This window comes from Bacillus sp. RAR_M1_44, assembly GCF_020165935.1.
GTDB classification, from domain to species: Bacteria; Bacillota; Bacilli; order Bacillales; family Bacillaceae; genus Bacillus; species Bacillus altitudinis.
In genome coordinates this window covers 473337-492506 of record NZ_JAIUKX010000003.1, presented here as the reverse complement: position 1 = coordinate 492506, position 19170 = coordinate 473337, and the positions used below count along the sequence as shown (strand labels likewise).

21 protein-coding genes are annotated in these 19170 nt (G+C 40.2%); 12 read left to right on the top strand and 9 right to left on the bottom strand.

Annotated features, from left to right (window positions below):
- The first annotated feature begins 15 nt into the window (after positions 1-15).
- Positions 16-888 (top strand): flagellin Hag, encoded by an 873-nt coding sequence (hag, locus tag LCD34_RS18420; RefSeq protein WP_008346308.1) that lies wholly within the window; start codon positions 16-18, stop codon positions 886-888.
- Between the two features lie 288 nt (positions 889-1176).
- The gene (hag, locus tag LCD34_RS18415) at positions 1177-2097 is read left to right on the top strand and encodes a flagellin Hag (protein ID WP_041092274.1); all 921 of its coding nucleotides are present in this window, start codon (positions 1177-1179) and stop codon (positions 2095-2097) included.
- A gap of 27 nt (positions 2098-2124) precedes the next feature.
- Here hag (LCD34_RS18415) and LCD34_RS18410 read toward each other — a convergent pair whose 3' ends face one another.
- Positions 2125-3594 (bottom strand): NAD(P)/FAD-dependent oxidoreductase, encoded by a 1470-nt coding sequence (locus LCD34_RS18410; protein WP_224559822.1) that lies wholly within the window; start codon positions 3592-3594, stop codon positions 2125-2127.
- Positions 3595-3815: 221 nt separating this feature from the next.
- Here LCD34_RS18410 and LCD34_RS18405 point away from each other — a divergent pair, with 221 nt between their 5' ends.
- Positions 3816-4640, top strand: coding sequence for a methyl-accepting chemotaxis protein (locus LCD34_RS18405; protein ID WP_224559821.1), 825 nt, complete (start codon positions 3816-3818; stop codon positions 4638-4640).
- 39 nt (positions 4641-4679) lie between these two features.
- Here the strand turns inward: LCD34_RS18405 and LCD34_RS18400 are convergent, their stop codons facing one another.
- Positions 4680-5051: a DUF5412 domain-containing protein gene (locus LCD34_RS18400; RefSeq protein WP_017359605.1), complete on the bottom strand. Its 372-nt coding sequence runs from the start codon at positions 5049-5051 to the stop codon at positions 4680-4682.
- Between the two features lie 244 nt (positions 5052-5295).
- On the opposite strand from LCD34_RS18400, the gene LCD34_RS18395 reads away from it, so the two are divergent.
- Positions 5296-5919, top strand: coding sequence for a poly-gamma-glutamate hydrolase family protein (locus LCD34_RS18395; protein ID WP_047945590.1), 624 nt, complete (start codon positions 5296-5298; stop codon positions 5917-5919).
- Here the strand turns inward: LCD34_RS18395 and LCD34_RS18390 are convergent.
- Positions 5910-6494, bottom strand: coding sequence for an ImmA/IrrE family metallo-endopeptidase (locus tag LCD34_RS18390; RefSeq protein WP_017367071.1), 585 nt, complete (start codon positions 6492-6494; stop codon positions 5910-5912). The two genes, LCD34_RS18395 and LCD34_RS18390, sit on opposite strands and share 10 nt — an antisense overlap.
- 311 nt (positions 6495-6805) lie before the next feature.
- Between LCD34_RS18390 and LCD34_RS18385 the strand changes: the two genes are divergently transcribed.
- Positions 6806-7705 (top strand): N-acetylmuramoyl-L-alanine amidase, encoded by a 900-nt coding sequence (locus tag LCD34_RS18385; RefSeq protein WP_224559820.1) that lies wholly within the window; start codon positions 6806-6808, stop codon positions 7703-7705.
- Here LCD34_RS18385 and LCD34_RS19605 read toward each other — a convergent pair.
- The 6 genes from LCD34_RS19605 to LCD34_RS18360 all read right to left on the bottom strand — a co-directional run bounded on the left by LCD34_RS19605 (position 7694) and on the right by LCD34_RS18360 (position 11275).
- Positions 7694-7825 carry a hypothetical protein gene (locus tag LCD34_RS19605; RefSeq protein WP_255201815.1) on the bottom strand — a complete coding sequence of 44 codons (132 nt, stop codon included), beginning with the start codon at positions 7823-7825 and terminating at the stop codon, positions 7694-7696. The two genes, LCD34_RS18385 and LCD34_RS19605, sit on opposite strands and share 12 nt — an antisense overlap.
- Positions 7826-7924: 99 nt before the next feature.
- Positions 7925-8101, bottom strand: a complete 177-nt coding sequence (locus LCD34_RS18380) for a type II toxin-antitoxin system SpoIISB family antitoxin (protein ID WP_008346289.1) — start codon at positions 8099-8101, stop codon at positions 7925-7927.
- Positions 8070-8840 (bottom strand): type II toxin-antitoxin system SpoIISA family toxin, encoded by a 771-nt coding sequence (locus LCD34_RS18375; RefSeq protein ID WP_019743468.1) that lies wholly within the window; start codon positions 8838-8840, stop codon positions 8070-8072. Before LCD34_RS18375 ends, LCD34_RS18380 begins: the two co-directional genes overlap by 32 nt.
- 138 nt (positions 8841-8978) lie before the next feature.
- Entirely contained in the window at positions 8979-9977 is a 999-nt protein-coding gene (locus LCD34_RS18370) for an inorganic phosphate transporter (protein ID WP_008346283.1), read from the bottom strand.
- Between the two features lie 15 nt (positions 9978-9992).
- Complete coding sequence (locus LCD34_RS18365; RefSeq protein ID WP_017359157.1) at positions 9993-10610, bottom strand: DUF47 domain-containing protein; 618 nt, start codon at positions 10608-10610, stop codon at positions 9993-9995.
- A 206-nt stretch (positions 10611-10816) separates the two neighbouring features.
- Entirely contained in the window at positions 10817-11275 is a 459-nt protein-coding gene (locus LCD34_RS18360) for an ASCH domain-containing protein (RefSeq protein WP_135226790.1), read from the bottom strand.
- 227 nt (positions 11276-11502) lie between these two features.
- On the opposite strand from LCD34_RS18360, the gene ggt reads away from it, so the two are divergent.
- The 7 genes from ggt (at position 11503) to LCD34_RS18325 (ending at position 19158) form a co-directional block, all read left to right on the top strand.
- Positions 11503-13257 (top strand): gamma-glutamyltransferase, encoded by a 1755-nt coding sequence (gene ggt, locus LCD34_RS18355; protein ID WP_148780207.1) that lies wholly within the window; start codon positions 11503-11505, stop codon positions 13255-13257.
- Positions 13258-13515: 258 nt separating this feature from the next.
- Positions 13516-14547: a sulfate ABC transporter substrate-binding protein gene (locus LCD34_RS18350; RefSeq protein WP_224559819.1), complete on the top strand. Its 1032-nt coding sequence runs from the start codon at positions 13516-13518 to the stop codon at positions 14545-14547.
- Positions 14548-14558: 11 nt separating this feature from the next.
- The gene (gene cysT / locus LCD34_RS18345; protein WP_224559818.1) at positions 14559-15404 is read left to right on the top strand and encodes a sulfate ABC transporter permease subunit CysT; all 846 of its coding nucleotides are present in this window, start codon (positions 14559-14561) and stop codon (positions 15402-15404) included.
- A gap of 5 nt (positions 15405-15409) precedes the next feature.
- Positions 15410-16279 (top strand): sulfate ABC transporter permease subunit CysW, encoded by an 870-nt coding sequence (cysW, locus tag LCD34_RS18340; protein ID WP_224559817.1) that lies wholly within the window; start codon positions 15410-15412, stop codon positions 16277-16279.
- A 15-nt stretch (positions 16280-16294) separates the two neighbouring features.
- Entirely contained in the window at positions 16295-17026 is a 732-nt protein-coding gene (locus LCD34_RS18335; protein WP_224559816.1) for a sulfate/molybdate ABC transporter ATP-binding protein, read from the top strand.
- Between the two features lie 240 nt (positions 17027-17266).
- Positions 17267-17734 carry a PTS sugar transporter subunit IIA gene (locus LCD34_RS18330; RefSeq protein ID WP_008346265.1) on the top strand — a complete coding sequence of 156 codons (468 nt, stop codon included), beginning with the start codon at positions 17267-17269 and terminating at the stop codon, positions 17732-17734.
- Between the two features lie 50 nt (positions 17735-17784).
- Positions 17785-19158: a PTS galactitol transporter subunit IIC gene (locus LCD34_RS18325; RefSeq protein WP_035700436.1), complete on the top strand. Its 1374-nt coding sequence runs from the start codon at positions 17785-17787 to the stop codon at positions 19156-19158.
- Positions 19159-19170 lie beyond the last annotated feature (12 nt).

Here is a 19170-nt window from a genome sequence, read left to right as displayed (position 1 = left end):
TGGAGGTAATAGGAAATGAGAATTAACCACAATATCGCAGCGCTTAACACATTAAACCGTTTGTCTGCAAACAATGGTGCGAGCCAAAAGAACATGGAGAAACTTTCTTCTGGTCTTAAAATCAACCGTGCAGGAGATGACGCAGCAGGTCTAGCAATCTCTGAAAAAATGCGTGGACAAATCCGCGGATTAGAAATGGCGTCTAAAAACGCACAAGACGGTATCTCACTTATCCAAACAGCTGAGGGTGCATTGACTGAAACACACTCAATCCTTCAACGTGTTCGTGAACTAGTGGTTCAAGCTGGAAACACGGGTACACAAGACGATACAGATCTTGGTGCAATTCAAGAGGAAATCAACAACCTTATCAAAGAAATCGGTGGCGGAACGGATGGAAATGGAATTTCTGATCGTACTGAATTCAACGGTAAAAAATTGTTGAATGGCGACTTTGAAACAGATACATTAACATTCCAAATTGGTGCAAACAAAGCTCAAAAATTAGATGTGAACATCAAAGCGATGTCTGCTGATAAAATTGGAACAGATCCAACTGACGCTACTAAAACAGTATCTGCTATTAAAGTAACTGATTTTGCAACAACTAGTTTCGATGATCAACTAGATATCGTTGACAATGCAATTAAACAAGTATCAGACCAACGTTCTAAACTTGGAGCAGTCCAAAATCGTCTAGAGCACACAATCAACAACCTTGGTGCTTCTGGTGAAAACTTAACAGCTGCTGAGTCTCGTATCCGTGACGTTGATATGGCGAAAGAAATGAGTGAGTTCACTAAGAACAACATTCTTTCTCAAGCGTCTCAAGCAATGCTTGCACAAGCGAACCAACAGCCACAAAACGTACTTCAATTACTACGTTAATGAAAGGCCCCTTGATGGGGCTTTTTTTAATGCCGTTTTTTCTTCGTTTTTTCTCCTTAATTATGATTCTTAAATCCCTCTGATAAATCATGAAAAATGACCTTTAAATTTGGCATACTCTAGCGAAACAATCATAATGAATAAGACTTTTTCCTTATTTATTCCTTTTTTGTTAAACATATTCCATTAAAGTTCGATAAATGGATTGTAAGGCTTACAAAAAAATTCTAATTTAGAACTTTTGGACATGGATGTCTAATTGGTTCAAACACATGGAGGTCATTTAATATGAGAATTAACCACAATATCGCAGCACTTAACACACTGAATCGTCTTTCTACTAACAACGGTTCAAGCCAAAAGAACATGGAGAAACTTTCTTCTGGTCTTCGCATTAATCGCGCAGGGGATGACGCAGCAGGTCTTGCGATCTCTGAAAAAATGAGAAGTCAAATCCGTGGTCTAGAAATGGCTACTAAAAACTCTCAAGATGGTATCTCTCTTATTCAAACGGCTGAAGGCGCATTGACTGAATCTCATGCGATACTTCAACGTATTCGTGAGCTTGTTGTTCAAGCTGGGAACACAGGTACACAGCAGGAAGAGGATTTAGCATCCATTCAAGATGAAATTTCAAACTTGCAAGATGAGATTACAAGCATTTCTACTCGTACAGAGTTTAACGGGAAGAAATTATTAGACGGAACTTATTCGTCTAAGGGTGCTGATGACGGTGGTGAGGCACAAAGCCTTGTATTCCAAATCGGTGCAAATGCAACACAGCAAATTACACTTAACATTGAAAACATGGGTGCTTCAGTTTTAGGTACAGATGGGACGGCTGAAGGTGAAGATGGAGCCGGTTCTGTTGCTGGAATCGATGTGACAAAATTTATTAGTGCAAGTGGTGAAGATGGCGAGGAAGCTGCTGGATTTGATGCACAACTTGGTATTATTGAAACAGCTATTAAGCAAGTGTCTGCTCAGCGATCTAAGCTTGGTGCAGTCCAAAACCGTCTAGAGCACACAATCAACAACCTTAGCGCTTCTGCTGAAAACTTAACAGCTGCTGAGTCTCGTATCCGTGACGTTGACATGGCGAAAGAAATGAGTGAGTTCACTAAGAACAACATTCTTTCTCAAGCTTCACAAGCAATGCTTGCACAAGCGAACCAACAGCCACAAAACGTACTTCAATTATTACGTTAATTAAAAGCCCCCGTTGAGGGGCTTTTTTTATGTTGATTTTAGCAATTGATGTAATTGAAAGTCTGGAACAGCTTCGTAGAAGAAAGCTTGATTTAATTCATCATTCTTTTGATCCCACCTATGCCACCAGTGGCCGACCTCACCAGTGGAGTCAGCTTGAATCATGTCTTGCAGCTGCTCTAGGTTGATGATTTTTCTCGGTTCTATTAAGAATGAATGCATACGATGATATGCCTCAAGGTATTTAGTTTGTTTTGTTTGAACGGCATATTGTACATAATAATTGAAAAATTCTTGTACAAATGTCAGATGCGGAATGGGGGTTCCTTTTAATTCGACGCCTTCCCAAGCCATATCCGCAATTGCACAAAGCCACCAGCCAAGTTCATTGGCGTGCTGCATTTGTTGTAAGGTATGTCGTTCGAAAGAAATAAGCTCATTTTCTTGTGCTTGTTTGAGCATACGCTCAAGTGTCTGTGCCTCAAGAGCTGCCTTTGTCATTCCCTGACCATGTATTGGATCTAATGTGCATAAGGCATCACCCATGACCAATAAGCCGCTTGGCCAATCTTCCATTTGTTCATAGTGGTTTCTGACACAAGCCGGAACTCTAAATCCTTTTGGTTTCGTATAGGGAATTAAATGAGTGATGGCTTCTGCTATCGAGGGATTGGTCAGCCTAGCGGTCTCTGCATCAAACTGATCAGCGTCCGTTGTTGGATAATGAGAACCGCCAGCTGCTGAGAGAAGAACAGCTGCTAAATCATGATCTACTCGTTCAAACAGTCCTGTAGGAATTTTCTTATTTGGCTGTCCAACGATGACCATTGGTTCCAGATTCGGTGCCTCAGGTGGTATTTGGTAGTATCTTGTGCTATAGCCAAGAGACACGATTAGCTCATCTGTCTGCGGCAAGGTTCGCCCTGCGCTTTTCAGCCATTTTGGCAATTTAGACATTCTTCCAGACGTATCAATGACTAAGTCCGCACTTATTTTGTTGATGATTCCAGGCTTTATCCTCCGATCTTTGACCTGTAATCCACTCACTTTAGTCGTTTCTTCTTCAAAAAGAAGAGCGATCGCTTCATGTTTTTCTAAAAATTGAACACGTTCCTCACGTAACATTCTTTGCATCAGCACCCACTCTAGCATGGCACGTCGTGTGACAGCTGTTTCTTCAGTATCGGTGAGTACTAACTCGCCATCTTTTGTCATAAAGCGAGATGTCTGATGCCATGTGTTGTACCCGCCCATTTCGAGTAATTCTTTTGTATAACCAGGAAATAGACGTTCCACTATTTGTTTGCCTAGTGGCAGCATTCTATGTGGATGAAAAGCTTGAGGCGTGCCAAGACGATTCTCAGGAGCGTCTGGCAATTCGTCCTTTTCAATAATCAATACTTCAAGGTAAAAACTTGATAAAACCTTTGCAGCGAGCATTCCCGTTATTCCGCCTCCGATGACGATCGCCCGCTCATACTTCATGGGTTGTGTCACAACATGCGCCTCCAGTGAATATATAAAATGGTTACATGACCATTTCATCATATGTTGATTTTCTAAGTATAGCAAATTCTTGTTTTTTTGAATATAGAAAGGAATTGGCATACTTTTTACTCGTAAATATGAAAAAAACTTCAATCTTGATCATTATTTTTTAAAAATCATGATCAAATTTAAGAGGAATGACCGATAAATACATTAAGGGGGTAGAGAGAATGGATATACTACAGAGTATTGTAACCGCAGTACCTTATATGATGAAGATTTTAAAAGATGAAGTGACGATGGGGGTCATTGATCGAGAAAAATTCTTGCTGTATTTGCCATCAAAAGATGTGGATTTTCAAATACGGACAGGAGATCTCATTAAACCAGATGATCAGAATATGAAAAATGCGCTTAGAGGCAAAACATCAAGTACATTTGTACCTGAATCGGTGTATGGGACGCCTTTAAATGCAATGGGATTGCCGATTTTCGATGAAAATCAACAAGTCATTGGTGCAATCGCTTTAGGTTTTCCGCTTAAAAATCAAATAGAGCTTGAGGCGTATATGGAGTCATTGAACGACATCATTCAAAGTATTCAAGAAAAAGTACATGTGGTGGCGGCTCATTCAGAAGAGCTCTCTGCGACAAGTGAGGAAATGACATTCCAAACACAGCAAACACTTGAAAGTTCGAAAAAAACTTCAGATATTACAAAAATGATCAAAGGTATCTCTAAACAAACGAGTTTGCTAGGATTGAATGCTTCAATTGAAGCGGCCAGGGCAGGGAAAGAGGGAGCGGGTTTTAGTGTGGTAGCGAGCGAGGTTCAAAAGCTCTCAAGCGAAACCTCACGTGCAACAGAAAACATAGAAAGCTCATTGCAAGGGATTTCCTCTAATATACATACGTTACTTGAGAGTATGGGCCATATGAAAGGGTCATCTTCAGAACAAGCTTTATTAGTGACGGAGTTTAGTGAAATTGTAGATAGGTTGACGATGGTTAGTAAAGAAATGAAAGAATTTATGCAAAAGGTGATGTCAACGTAAAAAACGAATCCAGAAAGGGTTCGTTTTTTTGTTGGCTCGTTATTTTCTGTTTTTCTGATCAAAGCGATAATCGTATGTTTCACCTTTGACCACATTTAAAAACTCATGTCCAATTTGAACGAGCTGTGCATTTTCCCATTTGATCAGAGGATCTTTATCAGGGTACTTCCAGTAGATTGTTTTCTTGTGATGGGTGAGTTTGTTTTCAATTTCTGCTCTGACCGCATTCTCTTTTAGCTTTCCTCCGCTATGTCGATACGTGTTAATGGTATAGGTTCCATCAGGTGATGATATCGAGCGGATGAATGTTCCGTGAGACACGCCTTGAAGAGAGAAGCATTTCCAGTAAATAATTCCGGCGAAGCTAAGACATAAGATGGCAAGGATGATGGTGGTTTTCTTTTTAAACATGAATTCCTCCAGGTGTAGATCGCAATATTCTAATATATGAGAGAGATGACAAAAAGATTCATATAGTTCAAAAGTTCTATTCATTTCAATTATCGGTCATTTTTTCTCAACATTCAACAGTTAGCCCGTAAAGATAAGGAAAATTTAAGGATGCATTCAGATCACACTGGTGAATCGAAAACACTTTACAAAAGAATTTGCGATCAGTAGACTTATGCTCATATAGAGAAATGGGGCAGATGGAATGAATCAAATCATAGATACGTATCAAAATTATGAAGAGCTTTCCGCTCATGAAAGAAAAGGGATCGACTATCAGATTCTTCATCAGCGGAAAGGGGATCAGCTTCTCGTCCTGTCACCTCATGCGGGAGGAATTGAATCTGGCGTGAGCGAGCTGGTCCATGAAGTGGCAACAGATTATTCTATGTATTTATTTGAGGGCCTTAAAGTGAAAGGCAATCATGTTCTTCATATTACGAGCACACGTTTTGATGAGCCGATTTGTCTTTCTCAAGTGCATACACATCATTATACGTTTGCACTCCACGGCTATGGAGAAACAGACGTCCTACAAACTTTAGTTGGCGGTACCGACAGGGAAAAAGCTGCTGAAACAGTGAAGTGTCTCACACAAAATGGCTTCCATGCCTTGCTTTTATCTGAATCGGATCAATTTGCTGGAACACATCCTCAAAATATTAATAATCAATGCCTCACAGGAAAAAGTGTTCAAATTGAAATTAGCCAAGCTCAGAGAAGAGCTTTCTTTCAAGACTTTAGGCGGAGCCGTAGGCGTGATACACAAACCGAACAATTTTATCAATACACAAATGTACTGAAACAAGTGTTAAGCCTTTATGAATAAACTTCTGACGTCACGTGTGCTGACGCTTTTGTTTGATACGCAGCTTCATTTTCTGCGACCTTGCTGGCTCTCATTAAATAAGAAGTGAATTCTTTTTGAAATTGAATGCCGGCTCTTCGCTGTTCAAATAGAGCAAGCCGTTTTTCAGCAAAAGCCCGAGTGACATGAAATGTTTGAGCAATATGCAAAATGGCTTGCTGCCTAAGGTTTGGGAGCGTCATTTGCAGCAGCATAAAAGTCGGAACACAAAAATGATACATGAATTGTTTTGCTTGAAACTCTTGCAGTTCTCGAAAGAGCTTGTGCATGTTAAAGTGGTTGCCTGTATGCTTCAGCACATGACAAAGCTCGTGGGCGAAATCCTGCCACTGTTCTTCTGACGATAAGGCTCTGTTTAAAATAATACTGTAAAGACCTTGATGTTTGATCATCATGCTGCCAGTATCCTCGTAGTGTACCCATACATGAAATTCAGCTGCGATCCTATGCATGTCTACATAGGCAGGACCGCTTATTTGCAGTTGAGTGTATAACCGTTTAATATCTTCTTCTAAATGGGTTAAAAAATAAGTCATGTCAAAACCTCCATACAAACGTATGTTCTATTTTTGCCGTAAAAGAAAAGTCCATATAGGACTAAATGGCTAATAAAGCTATCGCTTACTTTTTATATCGGCTTGTTTTTAACAATTTTAACATAAAATCAAAGAAAATTGGAAGTTTTTCCTGTTTTTTATTCTGATTTTTTATTTTTTACAAAGATAAAACGGCGATTGAATTCAAATTTTACCATAGTCTTATGACGAAAACAAACAAATTTGTCTTACGTTTGCCACCGATTGATGAGCAAGATCAAACATCAATTTAACAAAAAGGAGTGCAAAACATGGTACAAATTTATCAAGATTTTATTCCAGTTGGAAACGGAAATCGGCCAGGATATGCTATGACGCCGCTTTATGTAACTGTGCATAACACAGCCAATACATCTAAGGGAGCTGACGCAAAAAGTCACGCGGCATATGTCAAACGCTCAACAACAGAGGTAAGCTGGCACTTTACAGTGGATGACAAGGAAATTTTTCAGCATCTCCCTTTAAATGAAAATGGATGGCATGCTGGGGATGGACATGGAGATGGCAACCGAAAATCGATTGGCATTGAAATTTGTGAAAATGAGGATGGAAACTTTCAACAAGCTGTCAAACATGCCCAGTGGCTTATTCAAAAGCTTTTAAAAGAACATGGCATTCCATTAGCAAATGTGGTGACGCATCAGCATTGGTCAGGAAAAACATGTCCACGTCTGCTGCTAGCTACATGGGATGAATTTAAAAGAGGAATTGAGACTGCAGGTGATCCGGAAACGGTGATCACATATGTGGTGAAAAGCGGGGATACGCTAACGAGTATTGCCAAAGCCCATGGTGTTACAGTGAGTGATTTACAGACATGGAATCAGATTAGTGACCCGAACATGATTCGAGTTGGACAAGTTCTCAAAATTTATCGTGCAGAAGAAAAGCTCAGTTATGAACTGCCGGATGGGGTGTTAAAGGTGACATCACCTCTGACAAAAGGGGAGCATGTACGTCTCGTCCAAAAAGCGCTTGCTGCTGTGTATTTTTATCCTGACAAAACAGCTGCAGATAAGGGCATTGATGGCGTTTATGGGGAAAAAACAGCCAATGCCGTCGCGCGATTTCAACTGATGAATGGTCTAACAAGTGATGGAGTATACGGTCCTAAAACAAAAGTGAAGTTGCTTCAACTATTAAATCAGTGAGTCTTTCTTTTTGGCCGCTTGAATGACGGCTTCACTTTTTTCGTGTAATCGGCAGATATAAGGGGATGGCTTAAATTCAGCAAACTGAACATACCTCAATTGTTTAAGTTTCTTTTTCATATTGGCACCTCAATCGTTGCAGCAGTTGGTTTTATTGTATGCAAGTAGATGTGAAAATGGAAGTAGGACGCGGATGAAGTTCCGCGTCCTTTAGTGTAATCAAGCTTTTTTATTTTTATACTCATCTAGGAGCTGTTCATTCTTTTTGAAAATACGCTCCGTATGGGGACTTACTTTGTAATCAGCCATACTAATATGGCGCTTTTTCTTTAAAATCTTAAATGGGTTTTTCTTGCGATTGTTATTATCCCCTTGAAGTGCGTGTTCCATCTTCATCACCTTCCTCTTCGTCAGGCAAGATTAGGTCATAAATCGTTGTAAGTGAAGTCATTAATAAATAGTCGAATTCAGTGACAATATCCTCAGAGGTCAGCTTAATCACAAAGTGCGCATCCGCTACTGAAAACGGGATGAGAACCAATTTGCCGAAATCATCGTAATACACTTCCTGCCTGTCAAGCTTTGCTTGAATGAGCGCTCTCTGATCAAGTGTCCGCAGCAGGTCATCTTTTTGCTCCTGCGTATCATAAGGACAAAGAACTGCTTGAATATTCATTTTTTCTGCAAAAGAATAGATCAGTCGTTCAATTCCCTCTATATATGCTTCTATACTTCCATAATATACATGGATCGGTTCGTTTTTCAATAGGTATTGGTACGTTTTTAGTTTATTGAGGTAAGAATGAAGCAGGTCGTTATTTTGTTCTAGGAGTTGATGGGTGTCGGTTTCAAGTTCATGATTTCCGAGTTTTTTAATATAGGAGCTGAGGAAAATAAAGGCATCAGTTAATGCGAAAAAAACAGCAATAATCAGGTAGTGCATCCAATCGGTGAAGATTGAAGCAGGGTCATTTGTCCAGTATACAACAGCACCCGCTACATAAATCCAATACCACGTTTTACGAATCGCAAACATCTTTTCTTTTACTTTTTGTTCAAAGCGCCATACCGCAAATACATATACAGCAAGAGCACCTAGCAATAACCAAACAGTCAATTGAAAAAATAATAGCATGTTCTTCTCTCCCATAGACAGATGGATACTTATTTATTTCTATGGATATGATTGGAAACCCTGCTTCATGAAAAAATGGCTTGCAGAAAAAGAGGATGCAAACAAATAAAAAAAGACCTGTTAGACAGGTCTTTGATATTAGAGAATCGCATTTAACACAAAGTATATAAGTGCCCCTAGAGTTCCCGAAATCGGTAATGTGATCACCCAAGTGACAAGCATACGTTTTGCCGTACCCCAGTTGACTCCTTTTACTCTATGTGCAGATCCTACACCTAGAATAGAAGATGAGATCACGTGAGTGGTACTAACCGGTAAGTGAATAAATGTTGCACCGAAGATAATAGCTGCACCCGTTAAGTCTGCAGATACTCCGTTTACTGGACGAATCTTCATGATTTTACCGCCGACTGTTTTAATAATCTTCCAGCCGCCAATAGACGTACCTAGTCCCATTGCAAGCGCACAAGAGAATTGTACCCAGAAAGGAATGTCGTCTGTTGTATGCAAATTACCTGCAATTAAAGCCATCGTAATAATTCCCATCGCTTTTTGCGCATCGTTTGTTCCGTGGGTATACGATTGCAATGCAGCCGTTAAAATTTGAACACGTCGGAATTGTTTATTTGTTTTTGCGAGATTGTTGTTTCGGAATACAATTTTGATAATGGTATACACGATATATCCCAAAACAAAAGCCAGGATAGGTGAAAGCAAAAGTGCTTGAATGATTTTAATGAATCCCGAATAGTTTAAAGCGCCAAAACCAGCAGAGGCAATAACAGCTCCTGCAATTGATCCGATCAGTGCATGTGAAGAACTACTCGGAATCCCGTAATACCAAGTAAGCAAGTTCCAAGTAATGGCTGCAATTAAAGCAGCCAAAATGACGACAGATCCGTTTTGAAGTGTAAAAGGATCTGCGATGTCTTTTGTAATGGACTTTGCCACACCTGTAAATGTCATTGCTCCTAAGAAGTTCATGAACGCTGCCATAATAATAGCATGTCTAGGCTTTAACGCTTTTGTTGAAACTGAAGTGGCAATGGCATTTGCTGTATCGTGGAATCCGTTAATGAAATCAAAAGCAAGTGCACAAATGACAATAAGTATGGTAAGGATGAGTAATGTATCCATGTTTAACTAACCCCGTTACGCATTCTTCATAATGATTGTTTCTAGATTGTTAGCAACACTTTGACAGGAATCTGCGATTTCTTCAAGTGTTTCGTAAATTTCTTTGTATTGAATGACCTTAATTGGATCTGTTTCTTTTCCAAACAAGTTCTTTAGTGATTTGCGGTGAAGATTGTCACAATTATGCTCAATCTCTTTAATTTTGATTGCGTGCGGATGAATATCTTTCAAGCGATTATCAGCCAGTAATTCAATAGTCGTTAAAATTTCTTTCGCACATTCTCTGATGTAGTGGCTGAATTTGTCGATATGTTCGTCAGAGCTTGTAATTGAATAAATTTCTAAAGTTGCTGAAAAATGCTCAATGCCGTCTAAAACATCGTCGAGGCTATTCGTCAATTGAAGAATGTCTTCACGTTCAATCGGTGTAATAAAGGCTTTATTCAGCTCTTTAATCATGGTATGAACATGATTATCACCTTTTGTCTCATATTCCTTCAATGTGTCAGAAAATTCTTTCAGAGTGGTTTGATTTGTTACTTTATAGCTAACAAAATACTCAGCAGTTTCATCTAAATTTTTAGCAATTTCCGTTAACAAGACGGAAAACTTGTCTTTTTTCCTTTTTAACATGTAAAAACCCTCCATTGTATAAATGAGACAATGCACACATCAAATAATTATATATTCTTTTGTCGAAAAAAAACAGGTGTAGTCGAAAATTTCTTCACTTTTTCTATTTGATCTTATTCTGACCTAAAGATGTGATCTCAACTCACCTTTTTCAGAAAGGGGAAAAGAAAGCAAAAAAGCGGACCATTTTTGGCACCGCTTAAACGTTAAGAAGCTGAATAAACAAGCTTAAATCGCTCACAAACAAGAAGCATATCTTCCTTAAATGTTAATCCGTACGGCTTAAGGGCTTCTGTGAAAAATTCTTCATGTTCTTTGTACCAATAGTCATATGAAAGATCGCCTTCACCTTCTGCTTTTGCAAATGATTCAGGAACCTCATTCATTGGCATGATATCTACTTGTGTGATCTCTATGATGGCTTTTGGTTCCTCCCTGCTGTCCAAAATGACCGCATATTGACCGGGTTTTGGAAGAGGCTCTTGTTCTTTTTCGTAAAAAAGGTATCCAGAACAAGTGGCTGTTTTTTTTCCTTGTTGTACAAGGTCAAGCAAGTGATCTGGATCTGCGCCAAATGCCCAAGCAGAAACAGAGGCGTGATTAGGAGTTTTTCCTGATTTTTCTTCCCAATAAGATTCCCAAAATAAAGTGCTTTTGTGGTTCATCCTTTTTCCCCCTTTGTTATGAGTTTATTATATCGTGAAGTTTCAAACTTGGAAAACGCATGTCTTTATTACTACAAGATGTGCATGTCATATGTTTTGAAAACATGCGTTTTGATTGGCAGATATAGGATGATAGAATGAAAAATTTTGAAATTTTAGAATAATCTATTGTATTCTGGTCAAGAAGTCGGTAAGGTCAAAGTAAGAATATGGAAGGGGTGTTGTTCATGAAACGCATTTCTCTAACTGTTTTGTCCATATGTCTGTTTGTTTTCTCGTTTTTCCTGCCGGTCAGCCAAGTCACTGCAAACGAAACTCATGGGAATAAAGTAGCTGTTGGTAAAGATGGTATGGTGGCTACTGCACATCCGCTTGCATCGGAGATTGGTGCTGACGTATTGAAAAAAGGTGGGAACGCAGTGGATGCTGCTGTTGCCATTCAGTACGCACTTAACGTAACAGAGCCAATGATGTCAGGAATTGGCGGTGGCGGATTTATGATGGTTTATGATGGGAAAACAAAGGAAACTTCCATCATCAATAGCAGAGAGCGAGCACCACAGGGCGCAACACCTGACATGTTTTTAACAGATGATGGAAAAGTGATTCCGTTTGCTGAGCGATCTACACATGGAAATGCGGTAGGTGTTCCAGGGACTGTAAAAGGTCTTGAAGCTGCATTAGATAAGTGGGGTACTCGTTCTATGAAGGAATTGATTGAGCCCTCCATTCAACTTGCAGAAGATGGTTTTAAAATTGATTCTGTCTTGGCAAAAGCGATTGATGATCATCAAGGAAAATTGAAAAAAACGGCCGCAGCGCCAATTTTTCTTCCGAATGATCAGCCGCTCGAAGAAGGAGATCTGCTTGTCCAGCCAGGTCTTGCAAAAACATTTAAACTCATTGCGAAAAAAGGAAGCAAAGCATTTTATGAAGGAAAAGTAGCAAAGGCACTTGCAAATACAGTTCAAGATTTTGGCGGGACGATGACTTCAAAAGATATCAAACGTTATGAAGTCAAGACTGACAAGCCAATCTGGGGAGACTATAAAGGATATCAGCTTGCAAGCATGCCTCCACCAAGCTCAGGCGGGGTGTTTATGCTACAAATTCTCAAAATACTTGACCATTTTAACCTGTCTCAGTATGACCCCAAATCATTCGAAAAATATCAGCTGCTTGCTGAAACAATGCACCTCTCCTATGCTGACAGAGCCGCATATGCCGGCGACCCCGAATTCGTAGATGTTCCACTAAAAGGACTACTAGACGATGATTACATTTCAGAAAGAGCCTCTCTCATTCAATTAGATCAAATGAATCGCAGCCCGAAAGAAGGAGATCCTTGGGCATATGAGGATGAAAAAAATCCATCCCCAATTGTTCCTCAGCCAGAAGATAAAACCATTGGTGAGACGACCCATTTTACTGTTGCAGATCAGTGGGGAAATGTTGTGTCATTCACCACTACCATTGAACAATTATTTGGTACAGGGATTCTTGTTCCAGAGTATGGATTTTTCTTAAATAATGAACTAACTGATTTTGATGCACGACCTGGCGGTGCAAATGAAGTCCAGCCAAATAAACGTCCATTATCAAGTATGACACCGACGATCATTTTTAAAGATGGAGAGCCTGTCATGACTGTTGGATCTCCTGGTGGAACGACGATCATTGCTTCTGTTTCACAGACGATTCTCAATTTACTTGAATATGACATGGAGCTTCAGGATGCGGTAGAAGAGCCAAGAATCTACACAAACAGCTTAACTTCGTATCGTTATGAAGTAGGTGTCCCTCTAGATGTAAGAACAAAGTTAAATGATATGGGTCACCAGTTTGGCAGTTCCCCTATTGATATAGGGAATGTGCAAGCTTTACTGATTGATCGAAAAGCAGGGACATTCACTGGAGTAGCTGATTCAACGAGAAATGGAACTGCTGTTGGTGTCAATCTAAAGGTAGCTGCAGATCAATAGCATTTCCCGGGAAAAGAAGCGCCTCATCAAGACGGCGTTTCTTTTTTTCATTATAATAAAAACATAGTTGACACCTGTGAATAGTTTGAATAATATATAGACTAACATCAATCATACATAGCTGATCGGACAACCGAAGGCTCTTGGCATTGACGTACAGGACTTTTTTGTACTTCAATCGCTGAGAGCCTTTTTTGCGTATAGAACTGAAAACGGCAAGGTTGGTGTCACTATTCAATGTGAAAGGGAGCGGATAACATGAAAAAATGGATATGGATGTCTATTGCGATGACACTTTTCATCATCACAAGTGCTGCATGCTCAAATGCGAATGAAGCCTCAAATCAAAAGGGAAAGATTGAGCTGTTGAATGTGTCATACGATCCTACACGTGAATTGTATCAGGAATACAATCAAGCCTTTCAGATTTATTGGAAAGACAAAACCGGTGAAGATGTGACGATACAGCAGTCTCATGGAGGATCAGGTAAGCAGGGGAGATCGATTATTGATGGACTCGAAGCAGACGTGGCTACACTTGCTCTTGGGTACGACATTGATGCCATTGCAGATCGAGGGCTACTTTCAAAGGATTGGCAAAAAGAATTTCCAAATCAGTCCACACCTTATACGTCTACGATTGTGTTTCTTGTGAAGAAAGGAAACCCCAAAAATATTAAAGACTGGGATGACTTGCTTCAGCCAGGTGTATCCATCATCACACCAAATCCAAAAACGTCAGGCGGTGCAAGATGGAATTATTTAGCCGCATGGGCATATGCCGATAAAACCTTTCATGGGGATGAAGAAAAAACGAAGGATTTTGTGAAAAAGTTATATGAGCATGTCGAAGTACTCGATTCAGGTGCTCGTGGCGCCACAACAACTTTTGTCGAGCGCGGTCTTGGTGACGTGTTAATTGCTTGGGAAAATGAAGCCTATTTAACACTGCATGAATTAGGTAAAGACAAATTTGAGATTGTCAGTCCCTCCATTAGTATTCTAGCAGAGCCGCCCGTTGCCGTTGTCGACCAAAATGTGAAACGAAAAGGAACAGAGAAAGTGGCAAAGGCTTATTTAGATTATTTGTATTCTAAAAAAGGACAGGAAATAGCGGCTAAAAACTATTATCGACCAAGAAATCAAGAAGTGCTAAACAAATATAAAGATCAATTTAAAGAGATTGATATGGTGACCATTGATCAGGCATTTGGCGGATGGCGAAAGGCGCAGAAAAGATTTTTTGATGATGGCGGATTATTTGATCAAATATATAGCGGACAAAAATAGGGGGCGACGTGATGAAGAAAGGCTATACTGCCGCCAATAAAAGAAAACGTGTATTGCCTGGATTCGGGCTGAGTCTCGGAGTGACACTTGTTTATGTCAGTGCGATTGTCGTGATTCCTTTATCTATGGTATTTATTTGGACGGCTTCATTAGGAGCAGAAGGAATTTGGAATGTCTTTAGTGATGCGCGGGTGCTAAAGTCGCTGCAGCTTACGGTTACGACTTCTTTTGCAGCTGCACTCATCAATGCAGGTTTCGGTGTACTGATCGCATGGGTTCTCACGCGGTACTCGTTTCCAGGAAAGAACATCCTAGATGCCCTCATCGATTTGCCGTTTGCTCTTCCAACGGCAGTGGCTGGCATCGCTTTGACGACTCTTTATTCTCCGAATGGGTGGATTGGGCAATTTTTGCATGTGAAGGTGGCATACACCCCGCTCGGGATTATTTTGGCACTGATTTTTATTGGCATTCCATTTGTCATAAGAACGGTTCAACCGGTCATTGAAGGGCTTGAGCAGGAAGTGGAAGAGGCCGCAGCCATACTTGGTGCTACAAGAAAACAGACCTTTTTTCATGTACTGCTGCCTGCCTTGTTTCCAGCGGTGCTGACTGGATTTGCTCTTGCATTTGCAAGAGCACTCGGTGAATATGGCTCCGTTGTGTTTATAGCGGGAAATATTCCGTTTAAAACAGAGATTACACCACTGATGATCATGTCTAAGCTTGAGCAGTATGATTATCAAGGTGCCGCAGCTATTGCCTGTTTCATGCTGCTCTTATCATTTGTCATTTTGTTATTGATTCACGGATTGCAGTGGTTTGTCGAGCGGAAAAAACAAGTGGAAGTGAGGTGAGATGATTGGAAAGGGAGCTTCTTAAAGAGCACCGCATCAAGTACAGGAGTCCTGTGACGGAATCAAAAGCGGTGAAGCGTATGTTGATTGGTGTGGTGTATGCTTTTTTGATTTTGTTTTTACTCATGCCGTTGATTGCTGTGTTTTCAAAGGCTTTTGAGAAAGGATGGAGTTCTTATCTTCTTGCCATCTCACATCCAGACACGCTTGCGGCAATTAAATTGACTGTTTTCATTGTGATGATCACATTGCCGCTTCAAATGATTTTTGGGATCAGTGCTGCTTGGCTCATCACAAAATTTCATTTCCCGGGAAAACGTTTGTTAACGACTGTCATTGATCTTCCGTTTGCGGTTTCACCTGTCATTGCAGGACTTGTATTTGTACTTTTATTTGGTTCAAATGGACTTTTAGGACCGTGGCTTTTAGCAAATGGATGGAAAGTGATTTACTCTGTACCGGGGATGATTCTTGCGACCATCTTTGTGACATTTCCTTTTGTTGCGAGAGAGTTAATTCCGTTTATGCAAAATGAAGGCATTCATGAGGAAGAAGCATCGCTTACGCTTGGTGCCAGTGGGTGGAAGACCTTTTTCCTTGTGACACTTCCAAATATAAAATGGGCCCTTTTTTACGGCGCCATTTTAGCAGGGGCTAGGGCAATTGGTGAATTTGGTGCAGTGTCGGTTGTATCTGGTCATATACGCGGAATGACGAATACGATGCCGCTTCATATAGAAATTCTATACAACGAGTATCAATTCCAAGCGGCTTTTGCTGTGGCCTCTCTCATGGCGTTTGTAGCGGTCATTACATTAATCATCAAGCAGATCATTCAGCAGAGAGATCATAGGCTTGGCAAGCGTTCAAAATAAATGGAGGGATCAGCCTTGGGGATTACAGTGAAACAAATATCAAAGCAATTTGGGCAGACGAAGGTTTTGCAAAACGTGGATTTGACGATCGGAAATGGGGAATTAATATCCTTACTAGGACCATCTGGATCAGGTAAGACGACTTTATTAAGAATTATTGCAGGGCTTGATGATGCGAATACAGGGCAGATCTTATTTGGAGAACAGGATTATACTCACATCCCAGTGCGAAAACGGCAAATTGGTTTTGTCTTTCAGCAATATGCGCTTTTTCGAAATATGACGGTATTTGATAATGTGGCTTATGGATTGAAGATGAAACCTAGAGGAGAAAGGCTGCCTAAAAAAGACATCAAAGAGCGCGTGCATGAGTTGCTGAAAGTCGTTCAATTAACGCAGTATGCACATCGTTATCCAGAGCAGCTGTCAGGTGGACAAAAGCAGCGTGTAGCACTTGCACGTGCTCTAGCCGTCAAACCGAAAGCTCTTCTCTTAGATGAACCTTTTGGTGCACTAGATTCAAAGGTGAGAAAAGACTTAAGACATTGGCTGAAAAAAGTTCATCAAGAATTTCAAATGACGACCATTTTTGTGACGCATGATCAAGAAGAAGCGTTTGATATCGCTGATCGTGTTGTGGTGATGAATGAGGGCAGAATCGAAAAAATCGGCACAAAAAAAGAAATGACAGAGCAGACAGACAACCTTTTTGTAGCTGAGTTTTTAGATATAGGAAGCCATATTTAACAAGAAGTTGATGTGATGTAATAAAAGAGATGCGGCAAAAAGCTGCATCTTTTTTTATAAAAATTCTCCTAGGAACATTGACTTATAATTTCGAATATTATAATATCTTTACAAAGGTAACAGTATTGAACATTTTATAAAACATCTATTTGTAAGCGCTTTACAAAAGGTTCTATTTTAAAATGTTCATTCTTTTTGTTACATGTGTTCATATTTATACCAAATGAAAGGGGTGGTTGTTTGAACAGCTTGTTTGAGTTAGATCAACAGCTGATTGAGCTGCAATACGAAGCATCTTCAAGTGAGGAGGTGACTGCCTATTTAGCAGAAAGGTTAGAAACTGGTGGATATATTAAATCGAGCTTTTTACCAGCAGTGCTTGAAAGAGAAAAAACATATCCGACCGGTCTTCCTCTTGCGACCTTTGGGGTAGCCATTCCCCATACAGATCCTGAACATGTAAACAAACCGGCGATCAGTGTAGCGACATTAAAGGAACCTGTTATTTTTCATAAGATGGGAAGCCCTCATGAGACAGTTCAAGCCAAAATTGTGTTCGTTCTGGCAATCTCTGAACCTAGTAAGCAGCTCGTGATGTTAGAGAAACTGATGACGCTTTTCAGAAAAGAAGAAGTAATGACAAGTTTATCTCACATGACATCGTATGAAGAAGCTGTTGATGTACTTCAAAAAGAATTAAACCAATAGCTATTCACGACATAATGTAAGCGCTTTATTTAAAATCAGGAGGTGGATGTATGATCAAGCAAGCCGTCGATTTCATCTTAGACTTAGGGCCAACAATTATGCTCCCAATTATTATGACGTTATTCGGTATGATTTTAAGGCAAGGATTTAAAAAATCCTTCCGTGCAGGTATTACCATCGGAATTGGATTTGTCGGGGTCAATCTTGTCATTAATTTACTTGTAAGCGGTCTTGGACCAGCAGCCAAAGCCATGGTCAATTCCCTTGGATTAAAGCTTGATATTTTAGATGTCGGTTGGCCGATTGGAGCCGCCATTTCTTTTGGTACACCTGTTGCCCCTTTGATGATTCCTCTTGTGCTCTTGTTAAATGTCATTTTGCTGTCTGTTAACTTTACGAAAACATTGAATGTGGATATTTGGAATTTCTGGCATTTGATTTTCGCTGCTTCTGTTACTTACTACGCTTATCATAATATGTTCTTAGCTCTTGCCGTTGGTTTAATCGTTTCTGCGATTACACTAAAACTCGCCGATTGGACGGCACCGACGATTGAACACCATTTCGGATTAAAAGGCGTATCGATGGCTCATGCTGAAACGGTTAACTTCGCTCCGCTCATGTATGCGTCAAACCGCGTGATTGATAAAATCCCTGGTCTAAACAAAATTCATGCGGATCCAGAAACTTTGAAAAAACGTTTTGGCATCTTTGGTGAACCGCTTGTAATGGGTCTTATACTTGGTATCATTATTGGTCTTCTTGGGGGCTATGATGCAAAAGGTGTCATGACCCTTGGAATTCAAATGGCTGCAGTGCTTGTGTTAATGCCAAGAATGGTTGCTTTATTAATGGAAGGACTTATTCCAATCTCTGAGGGTGCTCGTTCTTATATTCAAAAGCGTTTCCCTGGAAAAAATGTCTATATTGGTTTGGATACAGCGATTGTCATTGGTCATCCAGCGAATATGGCTGTAGCCCTTTTGATGGTGCCAATCACCATTTTGCTCGCTGTCGTTCTTCCTTACAATGGTATGCTGCCGTTTGCAGACTTATCGGTTCTGCCATTTACAGTAGTATGGGCAGTAGCAGCCGCTCGTGGGAATATTATTCGCGGCCTCATTAACAGTATTTTTACTTTAATGATTGTTTTCTTCATTGCAACGAACCTTGCACCACTCGCCACAACAATGGGGAAAGCAGTTGGTTTCGACTTCCCAGAAGGGGCAAATATGATCTCTGGTATCGATCTTGGTTCACACGTCATTCCTTGGATCATGGTGAGACTTCTTGATCCGAGCAATCCTTACTTCATTGCAGCGATTATCTGTGCACTGGCATATGCGCTTCTTTGGTACTGGGTGCGAAATGATATTAAAAAGCAGTATGCAAAAGAAATGGGCTTAGATCAGAAAGATCAATAAACGAGCTGGAGG

Bases quoted from the DNA above. Each gene is read 5' to 3' on its own strand.
- LCD34_RS18390 (WP_017367071.1), bottom strand. From the start codon at position 6,494: ATGACTTATTTTTTAACCCATTTAGAAGAAGATATTAAACGGTTATAC.
- cysT (WP_224559818.1), top strand. From the start codon at position 14,559: ATGAAGAAAGGCTATACTGCCGCCAATAAAAGAAAACGTGTATTGCCT.
- LCD34_RS18370 (WP_008346283.1), bottom strand. From the start codon at position 9,977: ATGGATACATTACTCATCCTTACCATACTTATTGTCATTTGTGCACTT.
- hag (WP_008346308.1), top strand. From the start codon at position 16: ATGAGAATTAACCACAATATCGCAGCGCTTAACACATTAAACCGTTTG.
- LCD34_RS18405 (WP_224559821.1), top strand. From the start codon at position 3,816: ATGGATATACTACAGAGTATTGTAACCGCAGTACCTTATATGATGAAG.
- LCD34_RS18350 (WP_224559819.1), top strand. From the start codon at position 13,516: ATGAAAAAATGGATATGGATGTCTATTGCGATGACACTTTTCATCATC.
- LCD34_RS18360 (WP_135226790.1), bottom strand. From the start codon at position 11,275: ATGAACCACAAAAGCACTTTATTTTGGGAATCTTATTGGGAAGAAAAA.
- hag (WP_041092274.1), top strand. From the start codon at position 1,177: ATGAGAATTAACCACAATATCGCAGCACTTAACACACTGAATCGTCTT.
- LCD34_RS18365 (WP_017359157.1), bottom strand. From the start codon at position 10,610: ATGTTAAAAAGGAAAAAAGACAAGTTTTCCGTCTTGTTAACGGAAATT.
- ggt (WP_148780207.1), top strand. From the start codon at position 11,503: ATGAAACGCATTTCTCTAACTGTTTTGTCCATATGTCTGTTTGTTTTC.
- LCD34_RS18385 (WP_224559820.1), top strand. From the start codon at position 6,806: ATGGTACAAATTTATCAAGATTTTATTCCAGTTGGAAACGGAAATCGG.
- LCD34_RS18395 (WP_047945590.1), top strand. From the start codon at position 5,296: ATGAATCAAATCATAGATACGTATCAAAATTATGAAGAGCTTTCCGCT.
- LCD34_RS18375 (WP_019743468.1), bottom strand. From the start codon at position 8,840: ATGCTATTATTTTTTCAATTGACTGTTTGGTTATTGCTAGGTGCTCTT.
- LCD34_RS18380 (WP_008346289.1), bottom strand. From the start codon at position 8,101: ATGAAGATGGAACACGCACTTCAAGGGGATAATAACAATCGCAAGAAA.
- LCD34_RS19605 (WP_255201815.1), bottom strand. From the start codon at position 7,825: ATGAAAAAGAAACTTAAACAATTGAGGTATGTTCAGTTTGCTGAATTT.
- LCD34_RS18325 (WP_035700436.1), top strand. From the start codon at position 17,785: ATGATCAAGCAAGCCGTCGATTTCATCTTAGACTTAGGGCCAACAATT.
- LCD34_RS18400 (WP_017359605.1), bottom strand. From the start codon at position 5,051: ATGTTTAAAAAGAAAACCACCATCATCCTTGCCATCTTATGTCTTAGC.